At 51.7% G+C, this 14,582-nt stretch carries 13 protein-coding genes; 7 read left to right on the forward strand and 6 right to left on the reverse strand.

Annotated features, from left to right (window positions below; translation table 11 throughout):
• Positions 1 to 118: 118 nt before the first annotated feature.
• From ACQ4MZ_RS19970 to ACQ4MZ_RS19985, 4 genes are read left to right on the forward strand one after another with little or no spacing between them, the layout of a single operon-like run.
• Positions 119 to 1,303: an ATP-binding protein gene (locus ACQ4MZ_RS19970; RefSeq protein ID WP_430847752.1), complete on the forward strand. Its 1,185-nt coding sequence runs from the start codon at positions 119 to 121 to the stop codon at positions 1,301 to 1,303.
• Positions 1,304 to 1,309: 6 nt separating this feature from the next.
• A complete protein-coding gene (locus ACQ4MZ_RS19975; protein ID WP_430847754.1) occupies positions 1,310 to 2,074 on the forward strand; it encodes a methyltransferase domain-containing protein in 765 nt (254 codons plus the stop codon).
• A gap of 46 nt (positions 2,075 to 2,120) precedes the next feature.
• Positions 2,121 to 2,333, forward strand: coding sequence for a hypothetical protein (locus tag ACQ4MZ_RS19980; RefSeq protein WP_430847756.1), 213 nt, complete (start codon positions 2,121 to 2,123; stop codon positions 2,331 to 2,333).
• Positions 2,334 to 2,389: 56 nt separating this feature from the next.
• Entirely contained in the window at positions 2,390 to 2,545 is a 156-nt protein-coding gene (locus ACQ4MZ_RS19985) for a putative toxin-antitoxin system toxin component, PIN family (protein ID WP_430848588.1), read from the forward strand.
• A gap of 29 nt (positions 2,546 to 2,574) precedes the next feature.
• Here ACQ4MZ_RS19985 and ACQ4MZ_RS19990 read toward each other — a convergent pair whose 3' ends face one another.
• Positions 2,575 to 3,465, reverse strand: coding sequence for an SDR family oxidoreductase (locus ACQ4MZ_RS19990; RefSeq protein ID WP_430847758.1), 891 nt, complete (start codon positions 3,463 to 3,465; stop codon positions 2,575 to 2,577).
• Between the two features lie 78 nt (positions 3,466 to 3,543).
• Here ACQ4MZ_RS19990 and ACQ4MZ_RS19995 point away from each other — a divergent pair, with 78 nt between their 5' ends.
• The 3 genes from ACQ4MZ_RS19995 to ACQ4MZ_RS20005 all read left to right on the forward strand — a co-directional run bounded on the left by ACQ4MZ_RS19995 (position 3,544) and on the right by ACQ4MZ_RS20005 (position 5,340).
• The gene (locus ACQ4MZ_RS19995) at positions 3,544 to 3,930 is read left to right on the forward strand and encodes a winged helix-turn-helix transcriptional regulator (protein WP_430847760.1); all 387 of its coding nucleotides are present in this window, start codon (positions 3,544 to 3,546) and stop codon (positions 3,928 to 3,930) included.
• Between the two features lie 90 nt (positions 3,931 to 4,020).
• Entirely contained in the window at positions 4,021 to 4,431 is a 411-nt protein-coding gene (locus ACQ4MZ_RS20000; protein WP_430847762.1) for a DUF6157 family protein, read from the forward strand.
• A 213-nt stretch (positions 4,432 to 4,644) separates the two neighbouring features.
• A complete protein-coding gene (locus tag ACQ4MZ_RS20005) occupies positions 4,645 to 5,340 on the forward strand; it encodes an aspartate/glutamate racemase family protein (protein ID WP_430847764.1) in 696 nt (231 codons plus the stop codon).
• Between the two features lie 95 nt (positions 5,341 to 5,435).
• Here ACQ4MZ_RS20005 and ACQ4MZ_RS20010 read toward each other — a convergent pair whose 3' ends face one another.
• From ACQ4MZ_RS20010 to ACQ4MZ_RS20030, 5 genes are all read right to left on the reverse strand, one after another.
• Positions 5,436 to 7,004: a M81 family metallopeptidase gene (locus ACQ4MZ_RS20010; RefSeq protein WP_430847766.1), complete on the reverse strand. Its 1,569-nt coding sequence runs from the start codon at positions 7,002 to 7,004 to the stop codon at positions 5,436 to 5,438.
• A gap of 84 nt (positions 7,005 to 7,088) precedes the next feature.
• Entirely contained in the window at positions 7,089 to 8,396 is a 1,308-nt protein-coding gene (locus ACQ4MZ_RS20015; protein WP_430847768.1) for a glycoside hydrolase family 71/99-like protein, read from the reverse strand.
• Positions 8,397 to 8,610: 214 nt separating this feature from the next.
• On the reverse strand, positions 8,611 to 9,300 hold the full coding sequence (locus tag ACQ4MZ_RS20020; RefSeq protein ID WP_430847770.1) for a DUF3823 domain-containing protein: 690 nt from the start codon (positions 9,298 to 9,300) through the stop codon (positions 8,611 to 8,613).
• A gap of 178 nt (positions 9,301 to 9,478) precedes the next feature.
• Positions 9,479 to 11,374, reverse strand: a complete 1,896-nt coding sequence (locus ACQ4MZ_RS20025) for a RagB/SusD family nutrient uptake outer membrane protein (protein ID WP_430847772.1) — start codon at positions 11,372 to 11,374, stop codon at positions 9,479 to 9,481.
• Between the two features lie 12 nt (positions 11,375 to 11,386).
• On the reverse strand, positions 11,387 to 14,530 hold the full coding sequence (locus ACQ4MZ_RS20030) for a SusC/RagA family TonB-linked outer membrane protein (protein WP_430847774.1): 3,144 nt from the start codon (positions 14,528 to 14,530) through the stop codon (positions 11,387 to 11,389).
• Positions 14,531 to 14,582: the final 52 nt, after the last annotated feature.

A 14,582-nucleotide genomic window follows, 5' to 3' on the forward strand; every position in this document is an offset into this window, starting at 1 on the left:
TTTTACCTTGTAAATCTAACACTAAGTGTTATAATTACAAGGTAAAATGCTTGTTAAGTAGATGCGGAATTGCTAACTTTACCTTGTAAATCTAACATCAAGTGTTATAATTGCAAGGATGATACCACGGATAGCAAAGGAAGAAATCGACGAATTACTGGCTGACTTTCCGGCGGTAGGCGTATTGGGGCCGCGCCAGATTGGCAAGACAACGCTTGCCGAGCTTGTAGCTGAGTCGCTGGATCCGAAACCGATTTACCTCGACCTTGAAAATCCACTCGATCTGGCCAAATTGAATGAGCCGGAAGCTTATTTCGAGGCACATAAAGGGAATCTCATTATCCTTGACGAAGTTCACCGCGTCCCCGAACTTTTCCCCGTGTTGCGAGGCGTTATCGACCGGCGCAGGAGGGAAGGTTTGCGGACGGGACAGTTCCTGATTTTGGGATCTGCTTCACTCGATCTTTTAAGACAATCGTCCGAAACGCTGGCCGGGAGAATAGCCTACCGGGAACTCTCCGGATTTGTTATCAATGAAATTGAAGAAACGAGCCCGATTGCGCAGGATAAATTGTGGCTACGCGGCGGTTTTCCGGATAGTTTTCTTTCTAAAAACGACCTGAACAGCTTCCGATGGCGGCTTAACTTTATCAATACCTATCTGGAACGTGATATTCCGCAATTCGGGCCCCGCATTCCGACGGTCTTGTTACGCAGGCTCTGGACGATGCTGGCGCATCATCAAGGCGGGCCATTGAATACGGCCCAGTTGAGTTCAAGTCTGGATATTGCGCTGCCTACGGTAAAGCGCTACGTGGAGTTGCTCGAAGATCTCTTCCTGATCCGTACATTGCGGCCGTGGTCGGGAAATGTGGGGAAGCGGCTCGTGAAAACGCCCAAGGTGTACATCCGCGACAGCGGCCTTACGCACGCGCTGCTCAATCTCGCCACGTATGACGACCTGCTGGGCCATCCGGTTTCGGGCAACAGCTGGGAGGGGTTTGTGATCGAAAACCTGATGGCTGCGTTGCCTTTGGGCATGACACCCTGGTACTACCGCACCGCGGCGGGCGCGGAGATTGACCTGGTGCTGGAAAGAGGGCCGAAGGAACGCTATGCGATCGAAATCAAAAGATCACTTGCCCCCTCGCTTTCGAAAGGTTTTTACCTGGGTTGTGAAGATATTGGGGCGGAAAAACGGTTTTTGGTTTATCCGGGCAAGGAGAGGTTTCCGATGGCCAAAGACGTCACCGCTATTCCGTTATCGGAAATGGTTACTGAATTGCTGAATTTAAAGATATAATGCCTTATGGCCTGGAATCCGGAAGTTTACAATCAATTCAAATCGGAGCGCTCAGCGCCGTTTTTCGACTTGCTGGCACTGCTGAAAGTACGGCCGGGTTTGGAAGTGATCGATCTGGGGTGCGGCACGGGTGAGTTGACCGCCCAAATGGCTGACACTCTACCCGAATCCCGCGTTTTAGGAGTCGATTCATCGGAAGAAATGCTAGGTGACTCGCGGAAAGCGGATGGCAGCACTTTGAATTTCGAGTGTATTACCATTGAGAACCAGCTTGAAAAAGACCAGCGATGGGATATTGTATTTTCCAACGCAGCCCTGCAATGGGTACCGGACCACGAGGCGCTGTTTCCTAAGATCATTTCCAAAATAAAGCCCGGAGGGCAACTATTGGTACAAATGCCGGCCCAACACCACAACCTGACCAATCGTTTGCTCAACGAACTAGGCACACGGGAACCTTATGCGACGGTTTATGCCGGCTGGAACCGGTTATCGCCTGTGCTGGAACCCGGTCGCTATGCTGAAATCCTTTTCGAAAACGGCAGCAAATCCATGCAGGTTTTCGAAAAGATCTATCCGCTGATTTTGAAAGATGTAGACGCGCTGCTGACCTGGGTTTCCGGCACGGCGCTGATTCCCTACCTCGAACGCTTGCCGGAACATTTGAAAAACAGTTTCCGGGAAGATTTCCGCATATTATTGCACCAACATTTTCCGAAAACGCCTGTTTTTTATCCATTTAAGCGGATATTATTAGAAGCGCAGTTTTAAATCGGACAATAGGATAAGTGGCATTCTTTTTTTGTAAATTTAAGATATGGCTACGCTGCTGATTGACATATTGGATCCCAAAGCCGCAGCGCTCCTGAAAGATCTGGAAGAAGTGGAAATGATTTCCATTCAAAATCCAGTCGAAAGTGGTTTTGCTTCTGTTTTGAAAAAGCTTCGTTCCAATTCTGACTCAACTCCGACGCTTGAAGAAATTACAGCAGAAGTTGAATCAGAAAGGAAGAAGCGGTATGCCGGATAAATCTCAAAGGATTACACGAAGTCGCCAAATTTGTAAATGTTACAACCAAAGTCAACATTTGCCGCGACCCGAAAGACAACTTTCTACTTGCATTGGCCCTTGATTCCAATGCCGATTTCCTAATTACCGGCGATGCCGATTCACTGGTGATAGAACAAATTGGCAAGACCCGCATTATAACGTTGACGGACTTTCTAGGATGCATTAATTGAGGAGCCGAATATGACCGGCTCCTCAATTACTACCCCTGATACGCCCCCGCAAACCGCTTCGCGAAGTCTTCCAGTTTGAAAGTGCCCTTAATTTCTCCACGGTTTTTCCAATAATCTTCCTGCATTCTGCCGCTTTGCAGCGCCTGGCCCATGTCGCGGTAGAGGCCGGCGAAGCTTTCGTTCAGGCCGGCCTGGAGCATACCGTTGTAGGCGTCTTCGTCGGTGAAGGTGACCCACGGCGTTCCTTCCTTGCCGACGGCTGTGCCCAGTATTGCGGCGATTTCGGACGGGTGGCGCTCGTCGCTTGAAATGTAGGTGATCGTTTGCGCTTCTGTAAATGGCGCGAGAAGCTGCTCTGTGGCCACTTTGGCGATATCGTCGGTGTCGGTAAGCACAAGTTTCTCTTCGGTGCCGCCGAAGTTGCTGCCCGCAATGCCTGCGTTTCTGATCAGGCCGATTTGCGCGTACAGGTTATTGAAGAAATAGGATGGGCGAAGGATTTTCACCTTCAAACCCGGAATTTGCGCCAATTTTTCTTCCAGATAACCTAATGCATCGATCGGTCCTGCGCCTTTACGCAGGTGCGCACCTATGCTGCTCAGGAGCACAATACGCGTGACGCCGGCCGATTGAATGGCTTGCAAATATTTATCTGCCACTTCCAGCTGGAACGCTGCGTAATCGGCCAGGGAGAAATCTGACGGTATCATGAGGTAAGCTATGTCGCCACCTTTGAATGCAGATGCGAGGAAGGCTGCGTCCTGCACCGAACCAATCGCCGCTTCGGCTCCGAGGCTTTCGATCTGCTCTTTTTTATTTGCATTGCTGCTGATTACAACCACCTGATGGCCAGCTTTAACGAGGTTTTGCGTTACGGGAAGGCTAATGTTGCCTAGTGATCCTGTGATGATGTATTTCATGTCTTTTGGAATTGTTTTTTGATGGGACAAAACTATATTTGTACTTACTTTTTGACAAGTACTTACCCGAGAGTATGTATGACTAGAATTAAGGAAAATTCGACTTACAATGCGAACCGCGAGATTGTAATGCAGGAATGCCCGGTTACGTATGTGATGAATAAGATCGGCGGGCACTGGAAGCCGATCATTCTGTATCATCTACTGGCTGGGAGCAAGCGTTACAGCGAGATAAAGAAGGCAATGCCGCATATTACCGAAAAGATGCTCATCCAGCATTTGAAGCAGCTGGAAAGCGACCGTTTGCTTATCCGGGAAGCCAAGCCAGTGGTGCCGCCCTACGTCACCTACACGCTTACCGACGGTGGCAGAGAGCTGGAACCAGTGATTAACGCCATGGCGGAATGGGCGTACAGGGATATGAAGCGGAATAACCAGCCAGTAGCAGAAGAAGTGGCGGCATAAGTGTCCGGCAAAGTTTTTGGGTATTCCGAACTACCTGTTGACACACGGTTGTCACCAGCTCCATTATCTTGCAGCGAAAACAGACCAGTTATGAAAGTCCATACCACCAACTACGAAAACACACTTATCGAGGTTGCCGACGATTGCCCTGCCACCGGTGGCGAAATACCGCCGATGAAGGGGGACGCCAAAACGGTGGCCGGTATCCAGTACGAAATGATCAGCAAAAATCCCTACAAATTCACGTCAGACGATGTTTTATTTAAGGTTTTTGCTGAGCGGAAGGATCTCACAGAAAGCGAACTGGAAGAGGCTCGGAAACAGTTCTTTTCGAAAGGGCAGGCCTGTATGCGTTGCTCGCCTTTGACCAAACGCTATGGCTGGGGCGTTCATAACAACGAGGAAGGGAAGATTGCATTGGTTGCATGCGATAGTCCCGAGTATAAAAAGCTGAAAGAAAGCGGTCTGAAAACGGTGAAGGCAATGCGGTCGAGCCGGTAGTATGTAGAGGGGAGACCCAAGGGCATCTACACCGTTTTTATCGGCAATGCAGCTCCGCGGAGAAGTCTTCTGAATGGGTGATCATATTGTTTTTTAAAAACCTGTCGGTTATTCCCCTTACACTGATTTTCAATGCATTGTTCCTGCTTTGGGTTACCGGTCGTGTTTCCGACCGCGGGAATGCCTGAGCAATTGTTTATATCTACACCAAAAATGAAAAAATTAGGCCTTGTAGGCGGTATGAGCTGGGTCTCGACTGTCGACTATTACCGCTTTATCAATGAAGGCGTAAATGCAAAGTTGGGAAGGCTCAACTATGCCGAATGCATTATTTACTCGGTTAATTTCAGTGCTTTTGTAAGCAACAACACTGCCGGTAAATGGGACGATACGTTTCACATCTTGCTTAATGCCTGTCGGAATCTTCAAAAAGCGGGAGCCGAGGCCATTGTACTTTGTGCGAATACGGCGCACGCCGTTGCCGATCGGCTGGAAACTGAAATTGATCTGCCGATCATCCATATCGTCACCGCGACAGCCACAGCCATCAAGGAAGCCGGGCTTCGGAAAGTAGGTCTGCTTGGTACGAAGTTCACGATGGAAATGGATTTTTACAAAGACAAACTGGCGAGCCTGGGCATAGAGCCAATCGTGCCGGCGACGCAGGAGAACAGGGATTTTATTCAGGATACGCTGCGTGACGAGTTGGGAAAGGGCATTATCCGGGAAGAAACAAAGCAGCGCTACCTTGCAATTATCGACGAACTGATTCGTCAGGGGGCGGAAGGGATCATCCTTGGCTGTACGGAAATTCCGATGATACTGGGTCAGGAGGACGTGTCGGTGCCGGTTTTCGACACTACCCGCATCCATTCCGACGCCGCTGTCGCATTTGCATTGAAGGAGTGAGTCTCCCGACCCGGTAGCGGTACAACCCGACATTCAAAAACAGTAAAGCGGGCTGCCATGTTATAGAGCAGCCCGCTTTTGCATGCATAGCATTACTATTTGTCAGACAACGGCACCAGTTTCGCCTTCAAATCGGGCTCCTTCATATCCTTGTCCAGCGGGAACATCGGACGCTTGATGCGCTTGTACGGCAACCGCTCCAGGTCCTGATCTACTCCACCTGGTGTAAGGGCGAGAATCCAGTCGGCGCGCATATTGTACAGCTCCGGTTCAAGGTATCCTATTTTCACGACCACGATGTCCGATTTGCGCGGGTTCAGGCCGAGACGGGTAAAATCAGCTTCCTTGTGGTAAGGCTTGCGTTTCTTGGTGACGATCACACGCACGCTGCCCACTTTCACGACCACCTCGGTTTCGGCATTGATGTCCCCGTGATGGATCGCTTCCACGGTACCCACCAGGTGTATCGGAGGTGCGAAACGCGCATCCACTTTCGCGCCCGCATATGCGTCGATTTTGCCTCCTACACCGGATTTTACCGCCGCTTCAACCAGTTCCGGGCCTGGAATTGAGGCGTAAATCAGCGACGGACCGTTTTCGTTCCTGAATTCAGGACGTTTGAGGATTTCGGTGATCGTCCAGGTAACGTCGCCTGCACCGCCGGCGGTAGGGTTATCCCCGGAATCGCTGATAAAAAACGGATGTTTATCACTGGCGAGTGCTTTGTTCAATGCGCCTTTCAGATCGTCGGTGGGTGCCACGAATGCAAACTCCTTACGCACATCCCAGAAACTTTTTGCCAGCATTTCAGCACTTTCGGTTACTTTGGCTTTGTCGTCGCCGGTAACCATCACCACCGCGTGGTTACGAGGCTCGTCCGCCCAGGCATAGCCCACCCACATGGCCGCGTCGATAACGCCCGGCTGTACCGAAGCAGGTGCGACCTTCGCATACAGCGATTTCCCCGGCTCGATGCGGGTACTTGTTTTTTCTCCTGGAAGCAGGATCGGCACCGGGATCCAGGCCTTGTATGCCGGTTTGCCTTTGCCGCTTTCGAGGCGCGAGAGCAAGTTCGCGACGGCCCGCCGTTTGGATTCCATTGCATCCTCGTGGGGTGCCATCCGGTAGCAGGTAATGAGATCGGTATGCTGTGCGAGGCGCCACGATACATTACCGTGCAGGTCCATACAGGTCGAAATGAGTACTTTTTTACCAATCACCTCGCGGATACGCGTGATGAGGTCGCCTTCGGGATCATCCAGTCCTTCGACGCTCATTGCGCCGTGAATATCGAAATACAGTCCTTCGTACGGGCCATTTTTCTTCAAAAGTTCCAGCGTTTGCTTCACCAATGATTCATAGGCGGCTCTCGTTACCATGCCGCCCGGCAATGATTTCCCTACCAATGCAGGCAGCCACTCGGCACGTTTCCGCAAGCTGGAATCCGGCGCCATAAAGGGGTATGAGGTAAAAATCTGCTCACCATATTTGGCTTTGAATGCAGGTTCTTCGGTACGCGCCGGCGAGAAGGTGCTCGACTCAATACCGAGCCCCGCAATGGCGATCCGGGGTAACGCTTTGGATTTTTTTTCTCCGTCGGCAAAGCAGCAAGTTTGTGCTCCTGCGAGGAGGAAAGAAAAGATCAGGGAAAATGTAATTTTCATATATTTTGTTTTAACAAACGGGCTCGGGGCCTCTATTTTGTTTAAACATACTGAAAATCGGCGAAATGAAATGGGGTGGAGTGATTATTTGCGAGCCGGTTTTACATGGCCATACCCGCTCATTCCATGAAACCAGTTTGCACCCTGACCTACCAGCCACAGGTAGTAATCGGAAGGAAGTTCAGGCTCGATTCCCACAAACTTGCCCTCCGCATTCAACGGCGTATCGCCTTCTTTCCGTGTTTTGAAAATGGCAGTGCCTTCGTCCACTTCATCAAACATAGCGACGTAGAGCGCCTCGGCGCCGGACATTTTCGCGCCGGCGATTTGCTGCCAGAGGAACTCGCCCTTATTGCGGGGGATCTGGTCGTAAAGCGAATGATCGTTTTTCAGGTTACCCCAACTAAACCCCGGGAAGACCAGCGGGGCATAGTCGATTTTGTTCGTTTTGCACCAGGTAATGTCGGCGGGGAGATTAGGCCCGGCTACGCTCAGGTAGGTGGAGGCATTGTAACGGCCAACTGCCCAGGGCATGATAATATCAGCTTGCTTAATGACCGTGTGCAGCAATGGCGAGTTTTCGGTATCGCGGCCGAGCTCGCGCCAGTAATAGGGTACTCCAAGCAGAATGGATGCCTTTTTGGCAGGACCTTTTACCTTATCCATCAACTTCTGAATGTCGGCAATGGTGTATTTGCGGCCGTCGTTGAAACCAACGCCCCAAATGGCGAGCAGCGGGCGGCCGTTGTGCCTCAGATAGGTGGGGTTTTCCTGCCCGTCGAACAGTTTGAACTGCTGTTGCAGCTCTTCCCAATCTTTCACGATGAAATCCATATCCGCCGACGTGGAGCCGCTGAGGTCGTACATGACACTGATTGCCCGGCCATATTTTTTGGAAGCTTTCAATGCATTGGCCAGTACTTTGTTGAAATGCCGTTTACCGCTTTCTCCTTTTACCTCCGAAACGAACCTCTGCATATATACGCCGTCGATCCCGTGCTCTTTCATCCATTTGAAATGCAGGTCCACGCTTTCCTCGTCATAAGGGCTGTACACTTTGGCCGTTTCACCGTTGGCGTATTTGAATGCGGTGTTATAGGTTTTGGAATATTCCGTTACATCGGGCCAGAAATCAATGGAAGCGAAGCCGGGCTCAAACTTGCCGGCTTTCTGGTAATGGTGCCAGCCACGGCCGGCCCCGTCGCCTTCGGCTGTAAACCAGCCCTGGTAACCCGCCATGACCAGCCCTTTGTAGCTTTTGAACAACGAATGCGACTCATCGTATTTAACTTCTTCAACCGGCTTGGGATCATCGGTTCTGGGATTCTCATCGCCGCCTTTGCAGCTCAGTGAGACGATGGAAAGGTAACACAGGAGTTTGAATAAGTTCATAAATGTACTTCGGCTGTCGGCTTTCGGCCTTCGGCTTTTTTTATTTAATATTGATATGTATGTTGAAAGAGCCTATCGCGGGTTTAATACCACTTCGGCTTTCGGCAGTCGGCTGTTACCAGTGAAGTATTTTTAGTTAATAAATAACATTAAACACGGGTGATCGCAACATGGTAAGGCTAAAAGCCGACTGCCGACAGCCGAAGTAATAAAATCACAATGCAACCCTCACCGCTTTCGCATAATTAAACTTCGACTCCGGTGCATCGATAATGCCGCCGGCGCGGAAGAAGTACTGGTTGCCGGTTTTCAGGACGTTACTGTTCGAAGGTAAGTCGATTTCCAACTGGTAAATTTTGTTAGGATCAATCGCCCCGTTGATCTCCTGCTCCGCGAGCGCCACGCGCATAGGCTCGCCGACGGATGGTTCCGGGTGCGCGTACAAGCCGATTTTCCTGACATTGTTCATTACAGTTTGCTGCAATTTGAATCGGGCAACAACCTTCGTTCCCACTTTTTCAATGCTGGTTTCCTTCACGCGAATGTAAGGCTGTACCTTGAAATCCAGCTTCGTTTCGCCTTTGACGGTCACTTCCTGGGCAGCCATCGGTACGAAATTTCCGCGTACGGGCGTGATCGTGTACGTGTTCGCAAAAATGAGGTTATTGCGGTATGTGCCGTCGTTTTTGACGATCATCGTTTGTTTGGTATTCGAAGCATAACCGTGCTCGATGTACTCGATGGTACTGCCGCGGATAATGTCCTGCTCGACAGGCTCATTGGTTTCGGCATCCAGAAAAGTACCGTACAATTGTGAATCGGGAGCAGGGTAGTTGTCGACACTGCAAGCCGCTGCACCGAAAAGCAGCAGCAGGGCGGGGATGTAGGGGAGTATTTGTTTCATTGTTAATCGTTTTGCTTTAAGCTATATGCTGTAAGCTTTAAGCTTTTGCGCTTTCGAGAAGAGCATAGAGTCTACGGCTTACAGCAATTTAATACTGCGGGCTTTATGCTGTAAGCTATACGCTATAAGATTCTTACCTAGAAAGCATAGAGCCTATGGCTTACAGCTTATAGCCCTCTTAATATTGCGGGTTCTGCACCAAACCATTCGCCCCGATGCCGGGGATGGAGCGGTAATACTGGCGGTAATCGAACGTGGCCGGGTTGCTGCGGGGCACATTGACGCGCACGAAAATGTACTTCGCAGGTGTCACGCGGAGGTCGAGGATCGGGAGCAATGCGTGGCGCATGGTGTTGTTGAACACTGTATGGTACTCCCGACGGCGGATCAAATCCCAGAAACGCTTGTTCTCGAATGCCAGCTCGACCCGTCTTTCGCGGATCACATTGTTAATCGTCAGCGGAATTTCGGTCTTGTGCCCGGCCCGGCGGCGAATGTCGTTCAACGCTTTGGCACCCTTCACTTTGTCGCCCGTACCGCTTTCGGCAATAGCTTCGGCGTAATTCAGCAGGATTTCGGCATAACGGAAATCAGCGAAGTCGGTCACGCATTGGTTCCAGCCCGGCGCGATGTTCAAGCCTTCATTCAAAAACTTCTTGAAACTCACGCCGGTACGGGTGTTATTACCGCCCCAGGTATCGAAGCCCGAATACTTTGTCCGGTCCGACGCACCATAGGTATAGTAAGTCGTGCCGCCGTGCGTGAACGGGTCGCCACCCATGATCTGAGCTGAACCGTCGGGCTTGATGAAACCGGCCTGGATCACGATCTTCTGGCCTTTCCAGCTGGTGCCCGGCAGGATCATCGTCGCCCACATACGCGCATCCTTTCCTTTAAAGATATCGTTTTCAGTATCAAACCTTTTGTATTGTTTGGCCGCATTGAAACCGGTATAATCGGTCAGGTCGTTGGTCGCTGCGGAGGTCGCGAGCGGTGCACTTTCGCCCGGCTTGTCATAGCTTTCGTACACGTCCATCAGTTCCAGTGTCGGGTTCATGCGGCCCGGGTGCGGCCAGCCGTTGGCCGTTTGGTTGGGCTGGTACCAGATTCCGTAGTTATGGCCGGTGCCGGAGCCTGGTCTTGCATAACCTTTGATGAAAATCACCTCTTCGGGTGCATTGTTCGGGTCTTCGAAAAGCAGGCGGTAGTTGTTGGCAGCCTCTTCGGGGGTTGCCGGCGAGGGCTTGTACAAATTGAATTTGCCTGAATTAATAATCACTTCCGACGCATCGATGGCCGCTTTGTAGAATTCGGCTGCGGCCGCTTTATCCAATCCCACGAGTTTCTGATCCACGGCGGTTCCGGAGATCGGGGCGCGGTCGGCGTACTTGGCCAATGAAGCTGCGTGTAATGCTGCGCGGGATTTCAGCGCATAGGCTACCCATTTGGTCGCGCGTCTTTCACCGCCGGGCCACGAGTCGCCGAGGTTGCCTGCGGCCGTCTCGCATTCTTTTAACACGAAATCCCAGGTCTCTTTTTCCGTGCTGCGGGGTACTTTCAGGGCTTCTACGTTTCCTTCATACTTCTGCACCGAGGTAATGAGAGGCACGCCCCCATAGCGCTTCGCCAATGCGAAATAGGCATAGGCGCGGATGAAAGCACTTTCACCGATCAGTGCCTTACGCTCGTCATCGGAAATATCGAGGGTAGGGATGATGTCGATCAGGATATTCACATCGCGGATCAGCTTGTAGCCCTGGTCCCACCACTGGAAATCATCGTTCCCGATAAAATCGCCGAATTCGGTATGCACGGCCTCGTCGGTCGACATCGCCGGGGCGAAACCGCCGTTATTCGGGTCGCCGGTGTTCCAATTGAAGCCCTGGCGGAAGAAGGTAAAATCCTCAATCGGCAGCTGGTAGTACAGGTTCGCCATATAGAGCTTCACGCCTTCGGGATTGGAGAACAGGTTTTCGCCCTGCAACTTATCGAGCGGCTGTTTGTCGAGCACGTCGCCGCAGCTCATCGCCACGAGCACCAGCAACAGCGTTAGGGTCTTTTTTAAATAGCTCATTATCAATTAATATTAAAATTTGACATTGATCCCGAAGTTGTAGCTTCTCGTCACCGGATAGGTAAGCCCCGCGCCGAACAATCCTTCCACTTTCTCCGGATCGAAAGGCTTCACGAACGAGTCGGCCCAGGTAAAGATGTTGTGTGCATTACCATACACGCGGACATCGTTGATACCGATCTTTTTCAACCACGGCAAATTGAATGTGTAGCCGAGCTGCGCGCTCTTGAAACGCAGGTAGGAAGCATCTTTCCGCCACGCGCCGCTTTCGGCGTACATCGCGCCAACATTGTAATTAAAACGGGAGGCAGGCCATTCGCCGGGGATCCACTGGCCGTCGGGCGATTGGTGCCATCGGTCATAAAAATACTCCGGCGTATTGCCGCGGAACGCGAACACTTCGGCATATACCTCGCGGAAGCGCACGCTGTATTTGCCCGAGCCCTGAAACAATGCCGTGAAATCGAAACCCTTCCAGGAGGCATTTAAAGTCACACCGTAGTACATTTTAGGGTCGCCGCCGAAGAACAACGGAATAGCGTCGTTGCCATCGATTACCCCGTTACCATCCACGTCCTTGTATTTGAAATCGCCGGGCAGCTCGCGGGTGTTGCCGAGGTCGCCATTCTGGATCGGTGCGTAAATGACCTCATCTTTGCTCTGGAACTGGCCTTCGAGCTGGTAGGCCCATACCACGTCGTTCCACCGGTTGGTAGCTCCGCCACGCCATTTGTCCATGCTGCTCAGGAACTCGCCGCGCTCCACATAGCGGTTCTGTGTGCGGGCAAAGTTGAAGTTACCCGAAATGCCGTATTTGAAATCGCGGATCTGGCCATTGTAAGCAGCCGAGAACTCGATTCCGCGCACACGGTCGCTGTTCAGGTTTTCTTCCGGTAAGGTTCCTCCGAATGTGTTGGGCAGCGAAACGTTCCTGCGCGCGAGCAAGCCCTTGCGGTCGCGCTGGTAAATGTCGAAGGTGAGATCTATTTTGTTATCCCAAAGGCCCACGTCGATACCCACGTCCTGGATATTGGACTTAAACCAGGTCAGCTTCTCGTTTACGATCGCCGGAGACGCCGCGCCGGTGGTGTAGTTGCCATTAGTAAATTCATACCCGCCACCACCGGTGAGGGAGAAGCCGGGCACGTACTGGAACGGCGCACCCGCGTCGGCACCCACAAGGCCATACGAGCCTCTCAGTTTCAGCATGGAAATGAAGGGGATCTGTTTCATGAATGCCTCTTCCGACACCCGCCAGCCGGCCGATACTACGGGGAACAAGCCCCAGCGGCGGTCGGGATGGTAGCGGTAGGAGCCGTCATAGCGCGCGGCCACTTCCAGCAAATACTTTTCTTTGAAATCATAATTCAAACGGCCTACATAGGACTGGCTCGCATATTCCGATTCAGAGCCTGAGGTAGTCTGGTTGTTCAGCCCCGCCTGATCGATCTGGTCGTTGGTAAAAAATGCATATTCACGGCCAAGCCCGGCCCAACGGTTATGCGATTCCTGCTGCTCATACACGAGCGTAGCGCCCAGGTTATGGTTTTTCGCGATCACGGTGTTGTAAAACAGCTGTCCCTGGAAGGTAATGCGGTTGTTATCCGTGAAATTGTTGCCAATGCGCGATGGATTGCGCTGTGCGTGCGCGGTGTATTTGTCGGTTGCCGCGTCGTAGGTGTACAGGTTGTAAGCCTTCGAAACCGATTTGGCACGGTAGTTATTGCTGTCGTAAGCTACCAAACCTTTGATGCGCAGTCCGGGAACGAACGGTACGGTGTAGGTCAATGCAAATGTCGACTGAAAGAACTTGTTCACTTCCTGGGAGTAGCCGGTGAGGCTTCTGTCAGCCAATGCAACAGGGTTATAACCGCCGCTGAGCAATGCAGGATATTTCGGATTGTCGTTGGCGTACGGGCGCTCCGTCGGCAACGCAATGCGGGTACCTTTGTAAATGTTAAAGAAATTATCGCCAGGCTGCTCCCGTTTATCGAATAATCCCGAGAGGATCAGGTCGGCTTTCAGGTTTTTGGTTAAATCAATACCTACGTTGGAGCGGAAGGTATATTTCTGGTAACCCATATCGCCGCTTTTGAGCAAACCATTTTCCTTCTGGTAACCAAAACTGGTGAAGTAGTTTACCACGCCCTCGCCGCCGGATGCCGAAATAAAGTGCTGCTGCTGGCTCGCCGATTTGTTCAGCGTTTCCTTGTACCAGTCGGTGCCCTGGTAACCCGGCGCGCCGCTGCGGAATTTCTCGATTTCTTCGGGAGAAAACACGGGATTTTCGCCCAGGTTCTTCGCCGCGTCGTTCCGCATTTCAGCCCATTGCAATGCATTGGTCATTTTGGGCACATCGGTAGGGCTCTGGCGCCCATATACCATGTTGTAGCTGAACTGCGGCTTGCCCTGCTTGCCTTTTTTTGTAGTGACGATCACCACGCCGTTTCCGGCACGGATACCGAAGATCGCTGCCGAAGCATCTTTCAGCACTGAAATGCTCTCGATGTCGTCCGGATTGATCTTCTGGAACTCATATCCGCCGTCACGCGCCACCCCGTCGACCACATACAACGGCTCGCCAAAGCCCCGTATATTGATATTCGTGCTGAATGAGCCCGGTTCACCGGAATTCTGGCGGATCTGCACACCGGCCACCTTTCCCTGCAGGCTTTGTGCCAGACTGGTGTGGGTAGTAGTTTTGATCTGCTCCGAAACGATGTTCGAGATAGCGCCGGTCAGCGTCTGTTTTCGCTGCGTGCCGTAACCCACTACCACTACTTCCTGTAACTCATCAGTACTGAGTTCGAGCTGTACATCAAAGCGTGTGCGGCTGCCGACGGAGATTTCCTGTCTTTTGTAACCCAAGAAACTCACGATAATTACTGCACCCGATTTGGGCACGGAGAGCGAAAATTTTCCATTGGTATCAGTGGTAGTACCTTTTGTAGTGCCTTGCAGCACGATGCTCGCACCGGGAATGGCACTGTTCTTCTCGTCTTTCACTTCGCCGCTGATGAGCGTTTCGTCTGCGGCGGATTGCGCCCATGCGCCCGCTTGCACGAGCAGCATGAAGCATATCGCAGCGCATACATGCCGGAGTAACGTCCGGATGCGGCGCCCGCACAAAGGTTTTGATAGAAGTTGTTTGTTCATACCGTAGGGTTAAGTTCCTGTTCGTTTAAATGTATTCGTTGTGTTCGTTCGG

The organism is Dyadobacter sp. BHUBP1 (genome assembly GCF_050587785.1).
Classification (GTDB): domain Bacteria; phylum Bacteroidota; class Bacteroidia; order Cytophagales; family Spirosomataceae; genus Dyadobacter.